The following is a 20,469-nucleotide window of genomic DNA, read 5'->3' as shown; positions in this document are numbered from 1 at the left end:
GCCCCGGCCCCGGCCCCGCTCGCGGACGAGGCGGACGCGGCGGTCACCACGACGTCGGCCCCGGCCGGCTGGTGGACGCGACTCGTCGAGCGTCTGCTCGGCCTGCTCGGTCGTCGCTGACCGTCCTCGGTCCGGCCCTCGTCCGGTTGCACCGGCTCCGGTTGCACCGGCTCCGGTTGCACCGGGTCCGGTTGTACTGCCTCCGGTTGCACCCTCTCTGGTCGCGCCGCCTGGAGGCCCGGATCACCTCACACGGTCCGGCTGCCCGTGGCGGTGCGGTCGCCTCGGTAGACTGACGGGATGCCGACGCTCCGCGAACTCCAGGCCGTGATCGAGGACCTGTGGCCCGCCGCCGGTGCCGAGTCGTGGGATGCCGTCGGGCTCGTCGCGGGTGACCCGGACGCCACCGTCGAGCACGTGCACCTCGCCGTCGACGCGGTCCCCGCCACCGCCCGTGAGGCCGTGGAGCTCGGCGCCGGGCTCCTCCTGACGCACCACCCGCTGCTGCTCCGCGGGGTGACGACGATCGCCGAGTCCACCTACAAGGGCAGCGTCCTCGCGACCCTCGTGCGCGGCGGCAGCGCCCTGCTCGCGGCGCACACCAACGCCGATGTCGTGACGACCGGCACCTCGGCCGTCCTGGCAGACCGCCTCGGGCTGACCGCGCAGCGCCCGCTCGACGCCGGAGCCGACCCCGACACCGGCATCGGTCGCGTCGGTGTCCTGCCCGCGGGGACCACCCTCGGCGCGCTCGCCCGGAAGCTCGTCGACCTGCTGCCGCCCACCGCAACCGGGGTCCGCGTCTCCGGCGACTTCGACCAGCCCGTCCACACCGTGGCGCTCTGCGCCGGTGCCGGCGACTCCCTGCTCGGGCATCCGGCGGTACTGGACGCCGACGTCTACATCACGAGCGACCTCCGGCACCACCCGGCGTCCGAGTTCCGCGAACAGGCACTGCTCGGCGGCGGACCCGCGCTCATCGACACCTCACACTGGGCCACCGAGTGGCTCTGGCTCGACGTCGCGGCAGAGCAGCTCCGCGCCCACGCCGGGGTCCGCGTCACCGTGAGCGACCTCCGTACCGACCCGTGGGACTTCGCCGTCCTGCCGGCCGCCGAACCCACCACCCCCACAGAAGGAGCCTGACCATGAAGGCAGCACCCGAGGACCAGGTCATCCTCCTCGACGTCCAGCGTCTCGACAACGACGTCACCCGCATCGCGCACCGCATCACATCGCTGCAGAAGGGCGACCGGCTGACCGAGCTGAGCAAGCAGGCCGCGGGCCTCCGCAGCGAACTCGTCGCCGCCACGGGCGAGGTCGAGGACGCCGAGCGCGACCTCGCCCGTCTGGAGTCCGACACCGCGGTTGCGCAGGCCCGTGTCGAGCGCGACACCACGATGCTGCAGAACGTCGCGAACGCGAAGGACGCCGCCGGACTGCAGAGCGAGCTCGACTCGCTGCAGCGGCGCATCGGGGGCCTCGAGACCGCCGAGCTCGAGATCATGGAGAACCTCGACGGGCTCCGTGCCCGGGTCGGCGACATCGAGGGCAAGCTCGCCGAGGTGGAGTCCGCGCGCAGCGGTCTGGTCGCCGAGCGCGACGCCGAGATCGCCCGGCTGACCGCCGACCGCGAGTCCGCCGAGCAGGCCCGCGCCGACGTCGCCGCGAAGGTGCCGGCCGAGCTGCTCGCCCTGTACGACCGGCAGCGTGCGCGCTACGGCTTCGGCGCCTCGCTGCTGCAGGGTGGCGTGTCGACGGCCTCGGGCGTGGCGCTCAACAACTCCGACCTGCAGACCATCCGCCGGGCTGCGCCCGACGACGTGGTGCTGTGCCCCGACAGCGACGCGATCCTGGTGCGGACGGCCGAGTCCGGGCTGTAGACGCGAGCGACGTCCGGAGCGGAGGCGCGGTGCCGGCTGGTGCCGCGCCTCCGCTCCGTCGTGGGCCGGTCGCAACGCGTCGGCTGCGGCGGTGCCGGCCGACGGTTGGTGACCACGCGGCGAACCTGAGCGGGGAGTCGTGACCGCCCGTGCCGCCCGGCGGGAGGCTCGTGGTTGCGCCGCGCCGCGCCTCCGGTCCGTCGTGGGCTGGTCGCAACGCGTCGCTCGCGTTGCGCCGACTGGTCACGAACTGTCGGCTGCGGCGGTGCCGGCCGACGGTTGGTGACCACGCGGCGAACCTGAGCGGGGAGTCGTGACCGCGCGCGCCGACCGACAGGAGGCCCGTGGCGGCGCCGCGCCGCGCCTCCGGTCCGTCGTGGACTGTTCGCAACGCGTCGCCTGCGGCGGTGCCGGCCGACGGTTAGTGACCACTCGGCGAACCTGAACGGGGAGTCGTGACCCCGTGCGCCGCCCGGCGGGAGGCTCGTGGTTGCGCCGCGCCGCGCCTCCGGTCCGTCGTGGGCTGGTCGCAACGCGTCGCTCGCGTGGCGCCGACTGGTCACGAACTGTCGGCTGCGGCGGTGCCGGCCGACACTTCGTGACCACGCGGCGCACCTGAGCGGGGCGTCGTGACCGCGCGCGCCGCGCGCGCCGCGCGCGCCGCGCGCGCCGGCCGACGCGGCACCGAGAAGGGGCGAATGGGCCGGCCGTACGCCGGGTTCTGTCCCGCCGCTTGCGCGGCGGTGACGGCCATCTCTCTCGGACCGACGTTGCCGTCGGCCTCCAGCGGTCTACCCGAGGACTCGGCGAGCAGCCTCAACGTCCTCTGTCTGACCTTGCTCCGGGCGAGGTTTACCGAGCGGATCCGGTCACCCGGACCCCTGGTGGTCTCTTACACCACCGTTTCACCCTTACCGACGTTGCCGCCGGCGGTCTGCTTTCTGTGGCACTGTCTCGCGGATTGCTCCGGGTGGGTGTTACCCACCGCCCTGCTCTGTGGAGCCCGGACGTTCCTCGGCGCTCCCGGGGGAGCGACGCGACCGTCTCACCGACCCATTCGCTGGTGCGAGTCTACCCGGGTCCGCGGCGCCCGTCGCGGCGCCCGACGCCGCCCGACGCAGGACGTGCGCGCGACCTGCGCGCGTCGCTGATGAGAACGGGCGTCCCTGGTCGGAAGTTCGGACCGGGTACGCCCGTTTCGACCAGGTACGCCCGCGACGGGCCCAGCGCTACCGACTCCGCGCGGCCAGGGTCGCGGCGCCGATGATGCCGGCGTTGTTGCGGAGCGTCGCGGGGATGATGTCCGCCTGCAGGTCGAGCAGCGGGAGGAACTCCTCGTACTGCTTCGAGACCCCGCCGCCGACGACGAAGAGCTCGGGGGAGAGCAGCGCTTCGAGCGTCGAGTAGTACTTCTGCAGGCGCTTCGCCCAGTGCTTCCACGACAGGTCGTCGCGCTCCTTGGCGGCGAACGAGGCGCGGGACTCGGCGTCGTGCCCCTCGATCTCCAGGTGGCCGAACTCGGAGTTGACGATGAGCACGCCGTCGTTGATGAGCGCGGTGCCGATGCCGGTGCCGAGCGTCGTCACGATGACCAGGCCGTCCTTGCCCTTGGCCGCACCGAACTGCTGCTCGGCGAACCCGGCGGCGTCGGCGTCGTTGACGAAGTGGATGGAGCGGCCGAGTTCCTTCTCGAACAGCGCCTCGGCCTCGAAGCCGATCCACTTCTTCGACACGTTCGCGGCGGACATCGTCTTGCCGTCCCGCACGATCGCCGGGAAGCAGACCCCGACGGGGACGTCGTCACCGGGGGCGAGCTCACCGATGATCTCCTTGACCACCGCCGTGATGTCCTGGGGCTTCCCACCCTCGGGCGTGGCCTTCTTGATGCGGTCCGTGGTGAGGGCGCCGGACGCGACGTCGACGATCGCGCCCTTGATGCCCGTACCACCGATGTCGACGCCGACTGCGAGGGAGGTCATGAGGTTGTCGTGCCTTTCGGTTGCCTGCCGGAGGTGTCCGGTCAGGAGACGGTGAGGAGCTCCGCGCCGCGTTCGGTGACGACGAGGGTGTGCTCGAACTGCGCGGTCCACGACTTGTCGCGGGTCGACACGGTCCAGCCGTCGGACCAGATGTCGGCTTCGATGCCGCCGAGTGTGAGCATGGGCTCGATGGTGAACACCATGCCGGGTTCGATCACCGTGTCGTACTGCGGTGCGTCGTGGTGGGGGATGATCAGGCCGGAGTGGAAGGCCCGACCGACGCCGTGTCCGGTGTAGTCGCGGACGACGCCGTAGCCGAAGCGCTTCGCGTACGCCTCGATGGCACGACCGATGACGTTGACCTGGCGACCGGGGGCGACGGCCTTGATGCCGCGCTCGAGGGCGAGTCGCGTGCGGGTCACGAGGTCCTCGACCTCCTGCGACGCCTGGCCGACGACGAACGTCCGGTTCGTGTCGCCGTGCATGCCGTCCTTGTAGGCGGTGATGTCGATGTTGACGAGGTCGCCCTCCTGCAGGACGGTGTCGTCGGGGATGCCGTGGCAGATGACCTCGTTGAGGCTCGAGCAGAGCGACTTCGGGTAGCCGCGGTACCCGAGCGTGGAGGGGTAGGCACCGTGCGCGACGACGAACTCGTGCCCGATGCGGTCGAGCTCGTCGGTGGTCACGCCGGGGCGGATCGCCTGCCCGACGGCGTCGATGGCCTGCGACGCGATGCGTCCGGCGACCCGGATGCGCTCGACCTCGTCGGGCGTGTAGGTGTCACCGAGGCCGTGCTCGTGCGGCTCGACCTTCCCGACGTACTCCGGACGCTCGATGTCCTTCGGGACGGCGCGGTGCGGGGAGATCCGGCCGGCGGTCAGGTGTCCGTGTTCGTCCCGGGGCATGGCGACCACTCTAGCCGCGGCGCGACGCGCCGAGCGCAACGGCTGCACGGTGCGGCCTGGCTGGGTGGGCGCGACTGCCTGGAGGCCCGGTGCCGGTCCGCCGGACCGGCACCGGGCCTCCAGGGGGTCAGGTGGGTACGGTGGGCGGCATGAGCGACGAACGCATCGAGTCCCAGTGGTGGTTCAACGACAAGACCGGCCAGGTCGAGCAGGGTCCCCAGTCGCCGCAGCGCGACCGGATCGGCCCGTTCGAGTCGCGCGAGGAGGCGCAGCACGCGCTCGACCGCATCGCCGCGAACAACGAGAAGTGGGACGCCGAGGACCGCTGAGCACCGCGGTCGGCGGCCTGTCGGCACCCTGGTGACGGCGCGTCGCACGGCCCCGCGCACACCGCCGGACCACTAGCCTGGGACGAGGCCCGCCAGCGGCCACCCGATACACGGAAAGGTCGTGCATGGACAAGCAGACGGACTTCGTGCTCCGCACCATCGAGGAGCGCGGGATCAAGTTCATCCGACTCTGGTTCACGGACGTCATCGGGACGCTGAAGTCGGTGGCGATCGCCCCGGCCGAGGTCGAGGGCGCGTTCGCCGAGGGCATCGGGTTCGACGGCTCCGCGATCGAGGGCCTCACCCGTTCGTACGAGGCCGACGTCCTGGCACACCCGGACCCCTCGACGTTCCAGATCCTGCCGTGGCGCGGCGAGATCGACCCCACCGCGCGGATGTTCTGCGACATCACGACGCCGGACGGGCAGCCCGCCGTGGCCGACCCCCGCAACGTGCTGAAGCGCACCCTGGCGCGGGCGAGCGACCGCGGGTTCACGTTCTACACGCACCCCGAGATCGAGTTCTACCTGCTGAAGAGCCGCGAGTGGAAGGACGGCGGCCCGCAGCCCGTCGACCAGGCCGGCTACTTCGACAACGTCCCCGGTGGCAGCGCGCACGACTTCCGCCGTCGGTCCGTCCGCATGCTCGAGGACCTCGGCATCTCGGTCGAGTTCTCGCACCACGAGGCCGGCCCCGGGCAGAACGAGATCGACCTCCGCTACGCCGACGCACTGACGATGGCGGACAACATCATGACGTTCCGCACCGTGGTGAAGGAAGTGGCGATCGAGCAGGGCGTCTACGCGACGTTCATGCCGAAGCCGATCTCCGGCCAGCCCGGCTCCGGCATGCACACCCACGTCTCGCTGTTCGAGGGCGACCAGAACGCCTTCTACGAGGCGGGCGGCCAGTACCAGCTGTCGCAGACGGCCAAGCACTTCATCGCCGGTGTGCTGAAGCACGCGCCGGAGATCACCGCGGTGACGAACCAGTTCGTCAACTCGTACAAGCGGCTCTGGGGCGGCGACGAGGCCCCGTCCTTCGTGACCTGGGGACACAACAACCGTTCAGCCCTGGTGCGCGTGCCGCTCTACAAGCCGAACAAGGGCCAGTCCGCACGCATCGAGTACCGCGGCATCGACTCGGCGGCGAACCCGTACCTGGCGTACTCGCTGCTGCTCGCCGCCGGCCTCAAGGGCATCGAGGAGGAGTACGACCTCCCCGCCGAAGCCGAGCACGACGTCTGGAGCCTCAGCGACTCGGAGCGGAAGGCCCTCGGGTACAGCCAGCTGCCGTCGAGCCTCGACCACGCCCTGAGCCTGATGGAGGACTCCGAGCTGGTCGCCGAGACCCTCGGCGAGCAGGTGTTCAACTTCGTGCTGCTCAACAAGCGGCAGGAGTGGAAGCGCTACCGCGACCAGGTCACCCCGTTCGAGCTCGACACCAACCTCGGCGCGCTCTAGAACCGAGCGCCCTGACCCCTCGGGAGCACGTTCCACATGACCGGTCGGACGACGACGTCACGTTCGGAGCTGGCCCGTCTGGGGTTCGCCGAGCTGTCGGAGAGCCTGGAGCGCGCTGCCGACCTGGAGGCCCGGTTCGGCCCCGACGTGCCCCTGCCGGTCGCGGCGTCTTCCGCGCTCTGGGGCGGCACCGCTGATCCCGACGGCGCCCTGCGGATGCTCGAGCGGCTGCTCGAGCGGGCACCGGACGAACTGCGCACCGTCCTGACGGACGACGCGGCGACCGAGCGCCTGATCCACCTGCTCGGCGCGTCGATCGGCCTCGGGGAGTTCCTGCACCGACGGCCCGCCGAACTCGACCTGCTGCTCGAGCCGGTCGCCGAACCGTGGTCGCAGGAGCGGTACACGGCGTCGCTGACCGAGGCGGTCGACGGCGCCACGGGTGAGGACGCCCGGATGCGCCTGCGCGTGCGCTACCGCCGGCACCTGGCCCAGATCGCGCTGTTCGACGTGCTGCACGACGTGCCGACCGATGCGTTCCCCGCCGTGGCGGCGGGCCTCGCCGACCTGGCCGGCGCCACCCTCGACGCCGCCGTCGACATCGCCCGGCGCGAGGTGCCGTTCCCCGCGGCCGACGTCGCGGCGACCCCGCTCGCGGTGATCGCGATGGGCAAGGCCGGTGCGCGCGAACTCAACTACGTCAGCGACGTCGACGTCATCTTCGTCACCGAGTCGACCGACGACATCGCCGTCGACCGCGCCGTGCTCGTCTCCACGCGCATCGCGATCGCCGCCATGCACGCGATCACCGACCTCGCCGCCGAACCCGCCCTGTGGGAGGTCGACGCGAACCTGCGCCCCGAGGGCAAGGACGGAGCACTCGTCCGCACCCTCGACTCGCACGTGGCGTACTACGAGCGCTGGGCGAAGGGGTGGGAGTTCCAGGCGCTGCTGAAGGCCCGTCCGATCGCTGGCTCCGCCGACCTGGGTGCCCGCTACGCCGAGGCCGTCGCGTCGTTCGTGTGGAACTCCGCGACCCGGCCGGGGTTCGTCGAGTCGGTGCAGCGGATGCGCGAGCGGGTGACGGAGCACATCCCGGACGCCGACGTCGACCGGCAGCTCAAGCTCGGCCCCGGCGGCCTGCGTGACGTCGAGTTCACGGTGCAGCTCCTGCAGCTCGTGCACGGCCGCGACGACCCGTCCGTCCGGGTCCGGTCGACGCTCGAGGCCATGGACGCCCTGACCGACGCCGGGTACGTCGGCCGTGCCGAGGCCGCGCGGTTCGGGCCGGACTACGCCCTGCTCCGCGTGCTCGAACACCGGATCCAGCTCCGCCGCCTGCAGCGGACGCACCTGATGCCCTCCGACGAGGAGGAGCTGCGGGTGCTCGCCCGGTCGAGCGGTGTCGCGGCATCGGCGCCGGCGCTCGAGGCCCGCTGGCGTGCCGTGAAGCTCGAGGTCCGTGGGCTGCACGAGCGCCTGTTCTACCGTCCGCTGCTGTCTGCCGTGGCTTCGACCGAGGACGAGATCGTCCTGACCAACGACCAGGTCGTCGACCGCCTGGCAGGCGTCGGTTTCGTCGATCCCACCGGCGCGGTCGGTCACATCCGCGCACTCACCCAGGGCACGAGCCGGCGTGCGGCGATCCAGCGGAACCTGCTCCCGGTGCTCCTGCGGTGGATGGCCGAGGGGCCGGCACCGGACCGCGCCCTGCTCGCCTTCCGGCGGCTGAGCGACGGCCTGGGGGAGTCGAGCTGGTTCCTCCGGATGCTGCGGGACTCCTCCGGTGCCGCGCACTCGCTCACCACCGTGCTGTCCGAGTCGGCGTTCCTGTCCGGGCTGCTCGAGCGGTTCCCCGAGGCCGTGGCCTGGCTCGACGAACCCGAGGCGCTGCTGCGTCCACGACCGATGGACTCGCTGCTCGCCGAGATGACCGCGACCACCGCCCGGCACGGCAACGACGTCGACGGCGCCGCGGCCCTGCTGCGGTCGGCCCGCCGCCGCGAGACCCTGCGGCTCGGCATGGCCGCCGTCCTCGGCTCGCTCGACGTCGACGGTCTCGGCCCGGCCCTGACCGACGTCACCGAGGCCACCCTCGCCGGAGCCCTCGCACTCGCCCGCCGCGACGCCCCCGAGGGCTTCGAGTTCGGCATCATCGCAATGGGCCGGTACGGCGGACGGGAGCTCGGCTTCGGGTCCGACGCCGACGTGCTGTACGTGTACCGGGCACCCGACCTGGCACCCGAGGTCGCGTCGCGGACGGCCCAGACGATCGTGCGCGAGCTCAACCGGCTCACCGAGGACACGATCCACCCGCTCGACCTGGACATCGACCTGCGGCCCGAGGGCAAGAACGGCCCCGTCGTACGGACCCTCGAGTCGTACGGCGCCTACTACGCCCGCTGGTCGCTCACGTGGGAGGCCCAGGCGCTCCTCCGCGCACGGGGCGCCGTCGGCGACGCGCAGCTCCTCCGCGACTTCGAGCACCTCGCCGACCGCACCCGGTACCCGGAACAGATCGACGACCACCAGGTGCGCGAGGTCCGCCGCATCAAGGCCCGGGTGGAGTCCGAACGGCTGCCCCGCGGCGCGGACCCGGCCAGGCACCTCAAGCTCGGGCGCGGGTCGCTCAGCGACGTGGAGTGGTTCGTGCAACTCCTGCAGCTGCAGCACGCGCTCGAGATCCCCTCGCTCCGGACCACGTCCACGCTCGAGGCCCTCGACGCCGCGGTCGACGCCGGACTGGTCGGTGCCGAGGACGGCGAGCGGCTCGGAGCCGCCTGGCGTTTCGCGTCGCGCACCCGCAGCGCTCTCGTGCTGTGGTCGGGGAAGACCACCGACGTCCTGCCCGTCGACCGCGTCCAGCTCGAGGGTGTCGCTCGTCTGATGGAGTACCCGCCGGGCTCCGCGAGCCGTCTCGAGGACGACTACCTCGGCATCACGCGGCGAGCCCGACAGGTGTTCGAGCGCGAGTTCTACGGCGCCTGACCCGCCCGCGACACGCCCGGATGTCTTCTGACGGACCCGACCTGAGCACCCGTCGAAGGTGAATTCTCCGCGTCGCGCTGCGTCCCCCGACGACCCGTCCTTCGTACCCCTGCCCGGAGTGCTGTCGGAGCCGTTACCGGGCCGTGACCGAACTCCCACCGGACCGCCAGGGGACCTTTTCCGACGTCCCCCGACACGCCCGGTGACCTCCTGCTGACCTGGGCTTTCCGTCGGAGTCGGCCCGTGCCTCCAGGCCGCACCTGTTGCCCATCCGGACGACGGTCGTCGGAACAGCGGTCCGCAGGAGTGCTGTCAGCACGACGGGGGACTGCTCCGACCGGCCGAGAGGGGGACCGGTGTGTACCCCGTAACACGCCTGTAACGCCCCCGGACGGGGGTCGCGTTGCGGCGGCCCCCAGGTTCTGCATCAATGGCATCACCCGAACCGCCCTGATTCCCCGATGAAGCGGAATCTCCACCTCGAACGTTGAAGCAGGGATCAGTGTTCACCTTCATTCTGCAGATCAGGCAGATGGTCGAAGGCCACCCCGAGTTCTACCTGTTCGCCGTGTACTCCGCGGTGATCTGGTTGCTCTGGTTGCTCAAGGTCGTCATCTCCGCCCGCTACCGCCCCTTCACCGGCACCTTCGTCGGTACCACCAGCGTCGTCGTCCCCGTCGTGGACGAACCGCTCGACCTGTTCCGTGACGTCATCGGCCGCATGGTCGAACAGCGGCCCGGCGAGATCATCGTCGTCATCAACGGAGCCCGCAACGAGGCGCTCGAAGAGGTCTGCGACGAGTTCGCCCCGCTCGTCCGCTGGACCCACACGCCCATCCCGGGCAAGCGGAACGCCGTCAAGGTCGGCACCGAGATGTCCAACGGCGACATCACCGTGCTGGTCGACTCCGACACCGTCTGGACCCCCGGCGCGCTCGAGGAACTCCTCCGGCCGTTCGCCGACGAGTCCGTCGGCGGTGTGACGACCCGCCAGCGCATCCTCGAGCCGGAGCGCAGCTGGATCACCCGCTGGGCCGACTGGCTCGAGAACTCGCGGGCGCTCTACTCGATGCCGGCACAGAGTGTCCTCGGGCAGATCGGCTGCCTGCCCGGGCGCACCATCGCGTTCCGCCGGAGCATCCTCATGCGGGTCATGGACCGGTTCATGCACGAGAAGTTCATGGGCGTGTTCCTCGAGGTCTCCGATGACCGCACGCTGACGAACCTCACGCTCAAGGAGGGGTACCGCACCGTCTACCAGTACACGTCGCTGGTCTACACGGACGCCCCGCTGCAGGTGAAGAAGCTGTTCAAGCAGCAGCTCCGCTGGGCACGTGGATCGCAGTACAACACGCTGCGGATGCTGCCGTGGATGCTCGGCCACGCCCCGATCCTGGCGGCGTTCTTCATCACCGACATCATCCTGCCGTTCATGCTCTTCGGCGTGATCGCGGGCTGGATCTACCGCGCCTTCACCGGCCAGGGCGAGAACCTGTACCAGGGCATCCTGTCGCAGTACGGGTTCTCGACCGGCTTCGTCTACGTCGCGGCGCTCATGGTGATCTCGAGCGTGCTGAGCATGGCCATCCGCCAGATGCGGCACCTGTCCGAGAAGCCGAGCGACTTCTTCCGCCTGCCGATGTTCATCATCGTGTCGACGTTCTTCCTCATGCCGATCCGGCTCATCGGCTTCTTCCGCCTGGCGCACGCGTCCGGCTGGGGGACCCGTGCCGGTGCCTACGCCGGTGGTCCGATGCAGGAGGAGCCTGTGGACGCCGCCCAGCCGCTCTCGTCCACCACGCAGGTGCCGGTCAGCCCGATCGACGCGGAACGTGCCCGGACGGCCGGGGCGGGCGCAGGACCGGCCGGCTCGGGCTCGGGCTCGGGTTCGCCGTCCCCGCTCGAGACCGTCGACCAGGTGGCCGTCGACCGTGCGTTCGACGAGCTCTTCGGCGCCGACGCGGCGACCAACTCCACCACCACCGTGCTCGCCACCCGTCGCGAGGCCGCAGCCGCGGTCGCGCAGCAGGAGGCACAGCGAGCAGCTGCGCCGGCTCCCGCCCGAGCCCGCCGCTACAACCCGTACGCAGCGATCCCGTACGTGATCGGCATCGCGATCTTCGCCCTGGAGGCGTTCCTCATTGTCTGACTTCATCCGTTCCTCGAGTGCTTGGTGGGCGCAGTCCAGCAAGCACGCCCGCCGGACGGCCATCGGCACGACGGCCATCGTGCTCGCCCTCGGCCTCATCACCTGGTCGGTGTGGATCTCGCCCTCCGGCCCCGTCTCCACCGCCGTGCACCAGGCGCTCGGCGTCGAGGCGCCGAAGGCCAAGAAGGTGTCCGCCGCCGAGCTGCAGACGCAGCTCGACGCCGCCCAGGAGCGCATCTGGTCGCTCGAGGGCAAGCTCGACTCCCGCACGGCCCAGGCCGGGTCGCGCGGTGACCAGATCACGGAGCTCAAGGCGCAGATCGCGTCGCTCCAGTCCCAGCTCGGTGCCGCGAAGAGCTCGGGAGGCTCGTCCAAGGTCGACGCCGCGGGTTCCGGCAACAACGGGTCGGGCTCCGGCGGATCCGGCGCGGGTTCCGCCGGCGGGTCCGGGTCGGGTCCGTCCGACAACGGGTCCGGCAGCGGTTCCGGATCCGGCAACGGATCCGGCTCGGGCAGCGGTTCCAAGCCGAACCCCGGCCCCTCGACCGATCCGGGGGCCACCCCGGTCGTGACGCCGACGAAGGCCGAGATCCTCGGGCAGCAGTCGCGCTGGTACGGCCTCTACACCGCGCAGTCGCCGTTCAACTGGGCCGAGTACGACGAGGTCTCCCAGCAGGTCGGCACCGCGTCGAACATGACCGGCTTCTTCCAGGGCTTCGACCAGGAGTTCAACGCCACCGCGGTGCAGCGCTCCTGGGCCAACGGCCGCGTGCCCCTGATGACGTGGGAGACGGTGCCGGCGCAGACCAGCAACGACCAGAAGTACGTCCCCGGGTACACCAACGAGGACATCTCCGGCGGATCGTTCGACGCCTACCTGACGAAGTACGCCAAGGCGCTGAAGGCCAACGGACAGCCGATGGTCATCCGTCTCGACCACGAGATGAACGGCTCCTGGTACAACTGGTCCGAGGGTGACGCGCAGAAGAACCCGGCCGGCTCCTACGTCAAGATGTGGCAGCACGTGCACGACGTCTTCCAGGCGAACGGTGCGAACAAGTACGTCATCTGGGACTGGTCCCCGAGCCGTATCGACAAGCTCGGCAACCCGAAGTACCAGACGCTCGACTACATGCGGCAGTACTACCCGGGCTCGGACTACGTGGACTGGGTCGGCATGAGCGGCTACTACCGCGACGCCGACGAGCAGCCGTCCTTCGCGAACACGTTCGGAGCGACGCTCGCGCAGCTCCGCCAGATCGCGCCGGGCAAGGGCATCATGCTCAACGAGATCGGGGCGACCGAGACCGGCACCAGCGTCGCGAACCCGCAGAAGACGCAGTGGATCGACTCGCTCTTCGACGCGCTGGCAGACCCCGCCAACAAGGACATCGTCGGCTTCGCGTACTTCAGCGAGACGGCGACCACGATCATCGACGGCAAGCGCACCACGAACGACTGGCGTCTCAACTCCCGCGCCGATTCCCTCAAGGCCTTCGCCGAGGGCATCAAGCGCAACGACATCGACTACGACCTGCAGGAGGTCACGCAATGAGCGAGTCCAAGAAGTCGACCGCATCGGCCGACACCCGTCCCGCACCCATCATCAGCGTCATCGGCACCGGCTACCTCGGTGCCACCCACGCAGCCGCCATGGCCGAGATGGGCTTCGAGACCATCGGTGTCGACATCGACCCGTCGAAGCTCGCCGCGCTGTCCGCCGGCGAGGTCCCGTTCTTCGAGCCCGGGCTCCCCGAGCTCATCACGAAGCACGTCGCCAGCGGCAAGCTCCGCTTCACCGCCGACATCGCCTCGGCCGTCGCCGCCGCGGACGTCCACTTCGTCTGCGTCGGCACCCCGCAGAAGGCCGGATCGCACGCCGCGAACCTGGCCTACGTCGAGAGCGCCACCCGCGGTGTCGCCGAGAACCTCACCCACCCCGGGCTCATCGTCGGCAAGTCGACGGTCCCGGTCGGCACGGCATCGCGGCTCCGCGGCATCGTCCGCGAGTTCACCCCCGCCGGCATCGACGCGGAACTCATCTGGAACCCCGAGTTCCTGCGCGAGGGCAAGGCCGTCGAGGACACCCTGCACCCGGACCGCCTGGTCTGGGGCGGCGCGTCCGAGGCTGCCGACGCCGTGATCCGCGAGGTCTACGCCGCACCCATCAACGAGGGCACCCCGGTCATCACCACCGACCTCGCTACCGCGGAGCTCGTCAAGGTCAGCGCCAACGCGTTCCTCGCCACGAAGATCTCGTTCATCAACGCGATCTCCGAGATGTGCGCCATCACGGGCGCCGACGTCTCCACGCTCGCCGACGCCCTGGGCCACGACGCCCGCATCGGCCGGAAGTTCCTGAACGCCGGTCTCGGCTTCGGCGGTGGCTGCCTGCCGAAGGACATCCGGGCCCTCATGTACCGCGCCAACGAGATCGGCGCCGGACAGGTCGTCGGACTCATGCAGCAGGTCGACGAGATCAACATGGGGCAGCGCCAGCGGGTCATCGACATGGCGATCGACTCGGCCGGGGGATCGGTGCTGAACCGTCGCGTGGCCGTCATCGGCGCCGCGTTCAAGCCCCTGACCGACGACGTCCGCGACTCCCCGGCGCTCAACGTCGCCGCTGCGCTGCACCTCCGCGGCGCCCAGGTGACGCTCTGGGACCCCGAGGCGATGGAGCCCGCGAAGCGCTCGTTCCCGACGCTGAGCTACGCCGAGTCGATGACGGACGCGATCGAGGGCGCCGACGTCGTCCTCGTGCTCACCGAGTGGGACGACATCATCACCGCCGACCCGGTCGCCCTCGGTGACCTCGTCGGCCGCCGCGTCGTCATCGACGCGCGCAACTGCCTCCCGGTCGCCGACTGGGTCAAAGCGGGGTGGACCGTCCGTTCCCTGGGACGTCCCACGCCGGTCACGGGTGCACCCGTGAGCGTCGCAGCGGGGACGAACGACGCGTTGGCCACGAGCCGCTAGTCACCGTTCGCGAGACGGGGTCCGTGCCGGGCGGCTCGGGCCCCGTTCCCGTGCGCCCGGGGCCCGGTCTGTCCGGGCGTCCATGGTCGGAAGTTTCCTCCAGGGACGCCCGATTCCTCTTCCCAGTCCAGCTGCGATGGGAAGGAACGTGCGTCGCGACCAGCCTGGAGGCCCGGTGCCCGCCCGCCGGACCGGCACCGGGCCTCCAGGCGGTCGCGTCCGCACCCCGCGCCGAAGCGACACATTCCTGCGGATGGTTCGCGGCACACTGTCGCTGTCGCGGCACAGAGGAAGGGCCCCGCACCTGACGGTGCGGGGCCCTTCCTGTGTCAGCGAGACTCAGACGCCGAAGTACAGCTCGTACTCGAACGGGTGCGGGCGCTGGGCCAGCGGGAGGATCTCGTTCTCACGCTTGTAGTCGATCCAGGTCTGGATGAGGTCCTCGGTGAATACGTTGCCCTTCGTGAGGAACTCGTGGTCGGCCTCGAGCGCGTCGAGCGCTTCGTCGAGGGACCCGGGGACCTGGGGGATGCCCTTTGCCTCTTCCGGCGGGAGCTCGTACAGGTCCTTGTCGACCGGCTCGTGCGGCTCGATGCGGTTCTGGATGCCATCGAGGCCCGCCATCAGCTGCGCGGCGAAGGCGAGGTACGGGTTGCCGGAGGCGTCGGGCGCACGGAACTCGATGCGCTTGGCCTTCGGGTTCGTGCCCGTGATCGGGATGCGGATCGCTGCCGAGCGGTTGCCGGCCGAGTAGACCAGGTTGACCGGGGCCTCGAAGCCCTTGACCAGACGGTGGTACGAGTTGATCGACGGGTTGGTGAAGGCGAGCAGCGCCGGAGCGTGCTTCAGGATGCCGCCGATGTACCAGCGGGCGAGGTCCGACAGACCGCCGTAGCCGTTCTCGTCGTAGAACAGCGGCTTGCCGTCCGACCAGAGCGACTGGTGGGTGTGCATGCCCGAACCGTTGTCGCCGAAGAGCGGCTTCGGCATGAAGGTGGCGACCTTGCCCCACTGGTCGGCCGTGTTCTTGACGATGTACTTGAACTTCAGGATGTCGTCCGCGGCGTGGACCATCGTGTCGAACTTGTAGTTGATCTCCTGCTGACCGCCGGTGCCCACCTCGTGGTGCGAACGCTCGAGCTCGAAGCCGGCATCGATCAGCTTGAGGGTGATGTCGTCGCGCAGGTCGGCGGTCTTGTCGACCGGCGACACGGGGAAGTAGCCGCCCTTGTAGGGGGTCTTGTTGGCGAGGTTGCCGCCCTCTTCGTCACGACCGGTGTTCCAGGCGCCCTCTTCGGAGTCGACCGCGTAGAACGACTCGTTCTGCGTGACCGAGTAGCGGACGTCGTCGAAGATGTAGAACTCGGCCTCGGGGGCGAAGAACGCGGTGTCCGCGATGCCCGTCGACGCGAGGTACTTCTCGGCCTTCTTCGCCACCTGGCGCGGGTCGCGGCCGTAGATCTCGCCGTTCCGCGGGTTGTAGATGTCGAAGATCATGATGAGCGTGCGCTCGGCGCGGAACTGGTCGACGTACGCCGTGGTGACATCGGGGATCAGCTGCATGTCGGACTCGTGGATCGACGCGAAGCCACGGATGGAGGAGCCGTCGAACAGCTGGCCGACCGAGAAGAAGTCCTCGTCGACGGTGGATGCCGGGATGTTGAAGTGCTGCTGCACACCGGGCAGGTCCGTGAAGCGGATGTCGAGGAACTTGACGTCGGTGTCCTTGATGAAGGCCAGGACCTCGGAGGAATCGCTGAACATGGGGCCGATCTCCAATGGGTTGGGTGATGTCGGAGGCACCGGTCAAGGCACCCTCCGACGAGGCTATTGACACGGGGTTTCCCGGACATGACTGGTTTGTTTCGGGCGTGTTACGCCCAGGTGGTCGCCTACGCTGGGGACCATGGCCCGCAGCACCTCCAGTCCGTCCGCGCCCTCCGAGCACCCGGACGGGTGGCCGGGCAAGGACCTCGGGCTGCCGGAGGAGGGGCCCCGCAGCGTCGGGCGCATCGGCCGCCGCGTCGTGGCGCTCCTGATCGACGGCGCCCTGGCTGACCTCGTCGCCTACGTCACCGGCGTGTGGTCACCGGTGAACGGGTCGGGCGACATCGCCCACACCTGGATCCAGCTCGCGATCTTCGCCGTCCTGCAGATCCTGTTCATCTGCCTGCTGTCCGGCTCGTTCGGGCACATCTGCGTCGGCCTGCGGGTCGTCCCGATGCGTGGGGGCTACGTCGGGGTGTGGCGGCCCGTCGTCCGCACCGTGCTGCTCTGCCTGGTGGTGCCGGCGCTCATCATCGACCGCGACAGCCGCGGAGCGCACGACCGCATCGCCGGGACGGTGCTCGTCCGACGCTGATCGCGGGTGCCGCGGGTTGCCGCGGCCGTGTGGCGCGCGGGCCGTGGCTGTCTGCACGGTGCGAGGTTGATCGTCCGGTGCGAGGCTGCGTACTCCGTGCGCCTCCCGTCCCCTCGCACCGAGTAGGCAACCGCGCACGGTGCGAGATTGCGCCGGGCCTCCACCGCAGGCCCTCGCACGGTGCGAGTTTGTACGCCGGCCTTCGCACGGTGCGAGTTTGCGCGCCGGGCCTCCGCTGCCGGACCTCGCACCGTGCGAGGTTGCTCAGCTGACGGGAGGTTCCCTGCTCCGTGCGCGGCCGAAGACCCGCACCGAGCTGGCAACCTCGCACGGTTCAGCGAAGGTCGCACCGTGCGGACCCGTGCGGACCCGCGCGGACCCATGCGAACGCCGCAGCCCGCACCCGCCGTCACCCCACGTCCACACGAAGACGCCCCCGACCAGGATCGGTCGGGGGCGTCTTCGTGTGTTGCGGCTGGGTCAGCGCGGCCGTCCGGCACGGGCACGCATCGGGTCCATGCCCTTCGGGATCGAGGCCGCGGGGCTCTGCGTCAGCGAGTCGAGACGGTTCGCGACCGCCAGGACCTCGTTGCGGTTGAGCGACTTCTTGAGCTTGTTCATGGCACGGGGCAGCTTGTGCAGCGTCAGGCTCTCGCCGGTGCCATCACCGACGTGCAGCACGTGCACGGCGACGTTCGGCACGATGCGCTGGACCTTGCGGCGCTCCTCGTCGAGCTGACGGCTGAGGTTGCCGCGCTGGCCCTCGGTGATCAGCACGACACCCGGGCGACCGACCGCGCGGTAGACCGCGGACTGTGAGCGACCGTGCACCGCGACCGGCATCTCGCTCGAGCGCCACTGCCGACGGAGCGAGTTCGACAGCACGGCGCCGACGGCACCGGGCTGGCCTTCGATCTGCGAGTAGGCGGCACGTTCAGCGAGGCGGGTGAGCACGATCAGGAAGAGCAGCACACCGAGCAGCACACCGGCGACGATCCACAGGACGACCGCGAGCCAGTTCTGCCCCGGCAGGAGCAGCGCCAGCAGGACACCGAGGACGACCGGAACGACGAAGGCGAGGGCGAACCACCAGACCGACGACGGGTCGGCCTTGCGGGTCATCTGGAAGACCTGGAACATCTGCTTGAGACGCCCCGGCTCCTTCGCCTTCTTGTCTGTGGAAGAGCTGCGTGCCATGGGAACAGGATACGGCCTCCGTGCGCCGGGGGAGACCGCCGCATGTCCGGCTGTGTGCGAACACGTCTTGTCCACAGGTGGTGCCGCACAGCCTGGAGGCCCACCACACCCCCGCCACGCTGGTCACCATGGAGACGATGACCGACCACCACCCGGATCGCTGGATCGCGACCGGTGACGACACCGACGTGCTCACCTGGGTCGCCGACCGCTCCGCTGCCGCCGAGCGGCACCTCGTCCCGGTGGCCGCAGTCGGCAGGACCCGGACGGGGTGTCTCGGGGTCGACCTCGACCGGCCGACCGGCACGCCGCTCGTGGCGGCGCTCGATCGGCTCGGCACGCCGACCACCGGCGTTGCGGTCACGCTGTCGGTGCCGCTCCTGGAACTCCTCGTCGCCGTGCACGACGGCGCCGTCCTGCTCGGTTCCGCCGGCATCGACGACGTCCTGGTCGACGACTCGGGCGCTGTCGTGCTCTGCGACCGCCCGACGAACGCGACGAACCCGACGAGCCCGACGAACGCGACGAACCCGACGAGCCCGACGAACCCGACGAGCCCGACGAACGCGACGAACCCGACGAACGCGACGAGCCCGACGAACACGACCCCGACGCGCACCGCGCACTCGACGGACGCCACCCGGACCCTCGTCCTCGCAGCCCGGACGGTCTGGGACCGCGTCGACCCGGCCGATCCCGCACAGCGACCGGTGCACGACGCGCTGCAGGACGCCCTCGACGGCGACGACCGAACCGCGCGGTCGGCTCTCGAGCTGATCCGCGCAAGTGCAGCACCCCGCCCGTTCCGGTGGACGCCGGTGCCGAGCGACCTCGTCTTCGCCGAGTCGCCGACGGCGATTCGGCAGGACGGGCTGCTCGAGCGCCTCCGCGACGTGGTCGAACACGGCGTCCCGCTCGGAACCGATCGACGACTCCCGCTCCGCCGCGTGCTCGTGGGAGTCGTCGTCGCCGTCGGGTCGGTGGTCGCCGCCCTGACCCTGCTCGGGGGCGGGTGACGCGGCTGGTGCCGCCGAACCCCCGGAACGGGAACGGCCCCGGCTCCCACGAGGGGAACCGGGGCCGTCGGCCGTGCTGCTGGGATCAGTACCCGAGGTTCGGGGCGAAGTTGCCCTCTTCGAGACGGTTCTTCACCGCGACGAGGTACCGCGAGGCATCCGCACCGTCGATGATCCGGTGGTCGTACGACAGCGCCAGGTAGACGAACGAGCGGATGGCGATGGCCTCCTGGCCGTCGACCTTCACGACCGCCGGACGCTTCGTGACGATGCCGGTCCCCAGGATCGCCGACTGCGGCAGGAACACCACGGGGGTGTCGAACAGCGCGCCGCGCGAACCGGTGTTGGTCAGCGTGAACGTGCCGCCGGCGAGCTCGTCGGGCTTGAGCTGGTTGTTCCGGGTGCGCTCGGCGAGGTCCGCGATGGACTTCGAGAACTGCGCCAGGTCCAGCGAGGCCGCGTCCTTGATGACCGGGGTCAGCAGGCCGCGCTCGGTGTCCACCGCGATGGAGACGTTCTCGGTCTCCGGGTAGACGATCTCGTCGCCCTCGACCGTGGAGTTGATCTTCGGGTGGGCCTTCAGGGCCTCGGACGCCGCGAGGGCGAAGAACGGCATGAAGGAGAGCTTCGAGCCGGTCTTCTCGAGGAACTCCGCCTTGTGGGCGTCGCGGAACTGCGCCACCTTCGTGACGTCCACCTCGACGACGCTCGTGAGTTGTGCGGTCGAGGTCATCGACTGCACGGCACGCTCGGCGACGACCTTGCGCAGGCGCGTCATCTTCTCGCGGGTGCCGCGCAGCGGCGACACCTCGGCGACGAACGGGCCGGACGCGGCAGCGGGTGCTGCTGCAGCCGGGGCGGCCGGGGCCTTCTCGGCGGCGGCGAGGACGTCCTCCTTGCGGATGCGCCCTCCGACACCGGAACCGGTGACCGTGGACAGGTCGACGCCCTGCTCGTTGGCGAGCTTGCGCACCAGCGGGGTGACGTAGCCGGAGGCTGCGCCGTCCTGCGTGGGGTTCGGGACCGCGGCGGCGGCCGTGGTGCTCGGCGCGGACGCCGGAGCTGCTGCCGGAGCGGCCTGGGCCGGAACGGCTGCCGGCGGAGCGGCTGCGGGCGGCGGGACGGGTGCGGCGGCCGGGACCGGCGCTGCGGCGGGCGGCGCGGACGGTGCCTGCGGGGCAGCGGGCTGCGTCTGACCGGCGGGGGCGGGCTCGGGCCC

Annotated in this window: 15 protein-coding genes and 1 other RNA gene; 10 read left to right on the top strand and 6 right to left on the bottom strand. The window is 70.5% G+C overall.

The genetic code is table 11. The annotated features are described in order from the left end of the window. Positions 1-300: 300 nt before the first annotated feature. Positions 301-1,146, top strand: a complete 846-nt coding sequence (locus BOSE127_RS04910) for a Nif3-like dinuclear metal center hexameric protein (protein WP_017886072.1) — start codon at positions 301-303, stop codon at positions 1,144-1,146. A 2-nt stretch (positions 1,147-1,148) separates the two neighbouring features. Next, positions 1,149-1,883, top strand: coding sequence for a zinc ribbon domain-containing protein (locus BOSE127_RS04905; RefSeq protein WP_017886073.1), 735 nt, complete (start codon positions 1,149-1,151; stop codon positions 1,881-1,883). A 695-nt stretch (positions 1,884-2,578) separates the two neighbouring features. On the opposite strand, the gene rnpB is transcribed toward BOSE127_RS04905, so the two are convergent. From rnpB to map, 3 genes are all read right to left on the bottom strand, one after another. Further along, positions 2,579-2,939, bottom strand: an RNA gene (gene rnpB, locus BOSE127_RS04900) — RNase P RNA component class A. A gap of 173 nt (positions 2,940-3,112) precedes the next feature. Then, positions 3,113-3,862: a polyphosphate--glucose phosphotransferase gene (gene ppgK, locus BOSE127_RS04895; protein ID WP_042537019.1), complete on the bottom strand. Its 750-nt coding sequence runs from the start codon at positions 3,860-3,862 to the stop codon at positions 3,113-3,115. Positions 3,863-3,903: 41 nt separating this feature from the next. Then, on the bottom strand, positions 3,904-4,767 hold the full coding sequence (gene map / locus BOSE127_RS04890; protein WP_042537238.1) for a type I methionyl aminopeptidase: 864 nt from the start codon (positions 4,765-4,767) through the stop codon (positions 3,904-3,906). 149 nt (positions 4,768-4,916) lie between these two features. On the opposite strand from map, the gene BOSE127_RS04885 reads away from it, so the two are divergent. The 6 genes from BOSE127_RS04885 (at position 4,917) to BOSE127_RS04860 (ending at position 14,675) form a co-directional block, all read left to right on the top strand. Further along, complete coding sequence (locus BOSE127_RS04885; protein ID WP_017886076.1) at positions 4,917-5,096, top strand: SPOR domain-containing protein; 180 nt, start codon at positions 4,917-4,919, stop codon at positions 5,094-5,096. Positions 5,097-5,221: 125 nt separating this feature from the next. Further along, positions 5,222-6,559, top strand: coding sequence for a type I glutamate--ammonia ligase (glnA, locus tag BOSE127_RS04880; RefSeq protein WP_017886077.1), 1,338 nt, complete (start codon positions 5,222-5,224; stop codon positions 6,557-6,559). 36 nt (positions 6,560-6,595) lie between these two features. Continuing rightward, positions 6,596-9,547, top strand: coding sequence for a bifunctional [glutamine synthetase] adenylyltransferase/[glutamine synthetase]-adenylyl-L-tyrosine phosphorylase (locus BOSE127_RS04875; protein WP_071251068.1), 2,952 nt, complete (start codon positions 6,596-6,598; stop codon positions 9,545-9,547). Between the two features lie 502 nt (positions 9,548-10,049). Continuing rightward, complete coding sequence (locus tag BOSE127_RS04870; protein ID WP_159556394.1) at positions 10,050-11,696, top strand: glycosyltransferase family 2 protein; 1,647 nt, start codon at positions 10,050-10,052, stop codon at positions 11,694-11,696. Then, positions 11,689-13,251, top strand: coding sequence for a glycosyl hydrolase (locus tag BOSE127_RS04865; RefSeq protein WP_017886080.1), 1,563 nt, complete (start codon positions 11,689-11,691; stop codon positions 13,249-13,251). The genes BOSE127_RS04870 and BOSE127_RS04865 overlap by 8 nt, the downstream gene beginning before the upstream one ends. Beyond that, a complete protein-coding gene (locus BOSE127_RS04860) occupies positions 13,248-14,675 on the top strand; it encodes a UDP-glucose dehydrogenase family protein (RefSeq protein WP_159556392.1) in 1,428 nt (475 codons plus the stop codon). The genes BOSE127_RS04865 and BOSE127_RS04860 overlap by 4 nt, the downstream gene beginning before the upstream one ends. A 339-nt stretch (positions 14,676-15,014) precedes the next feature. On the opposite strand, the gene glnA (BOSE127_RS04855) is transcribed toward BOSE127_RS04860, so the two are convergent. Beyond that, positions 15,015-16,439 carry a type I glutamate--ammonia ligase gene (gene glnA, locus BOSE127_RS04855; RefSeq protein ID WP_017886082.1) on the bottom strand — a complete coding sequence of 475 codons (1,425 nt, stop codon included), beginning with the start codon at positions 16,437-16,439 and terminating at the stop codon, positions 15,015-15,017. A 142-nt stretch (positions 16,440-16,581) separates the two neighbouring features. Between glnA (BOSE127_RS04855) and BOSE127_RS04850 the strand changes: the two genes are divergently transcribed. Beyond that, positions 16,582-17,037 (top strand): RDD family protein, encoded by a 456-nt coding sequence (locus BOSE127_RS04850; protein WP_017886083.1) that lies wholly within the window; start codon positions 16,582-16,584, stop codon positions 17,035-17,037. Positions 17,038-17,517: 480 nt separating this feature from the next. Here the strand turns inward: BOSE127_RS04850 and BOSE127_RS04845 are convergent, their stop codons facing one another. Continuing rightward, complete coding sequence (locus tag BOSE127_RS04845; protein ID WP_042537027.1) at positions 17,518-18,234, bottom strand: DUF4191 domain-containing protein; 717 nt, start codon at positions 18,232-18,234, stop codon at positions 17,518-17,520. A gap of 128 nt (positions 18,235-18,362) precedes the next feature. On the opposite strand from BOSE127_RS04845, the gene BOSE127_RS04840 reads away from it, so the two are divergent. Continuing rightward, the gene (locus tag BOSE127_RS04840) at positions 18,363-19,250 is read left to right on the top strand and encodes a hypothetical protein (RefSeq protein WP_159556390.1); all 888 of its coding nucleotides are present in this window, start codon (positions 18,363-18,365) and stop codon (positions 19,248-19,250) included. Positions 19,251-19,335: 85 nt separating this feature from the next. On the opposite strand, the gene sucB is transcribed toward BOSE127_RS04840, so the two are convergent. Further along, on the bottom strand, positions 19,336-20,469 hold a 1,134-nt coding region (gene sucB / locus BOSE127_RS04835), incomplete at its 5' end, for a 2-oxoglutarate dehydrogenase, E2 component, dihydrolipoamide succinyltransferase (protein WP_159556388.1).

Source organism: Curtobacterium sp. 8I-2, from assembly GCF_902506155.1.
In the GTDB taxonomy this organism is placed as follows: domain Bacteria; phylum Actinomycetota; class Actinomycetes; order Actinomycetales; family Microbacteriaceae; genus Curtobacterium; species Curtobacterium poinsettiae.
The sequence above is the reverse complement of the archived record's forward strand: the minus strand, read 5'-3'. Positions and strand labels throughout refer to the sequence as shown.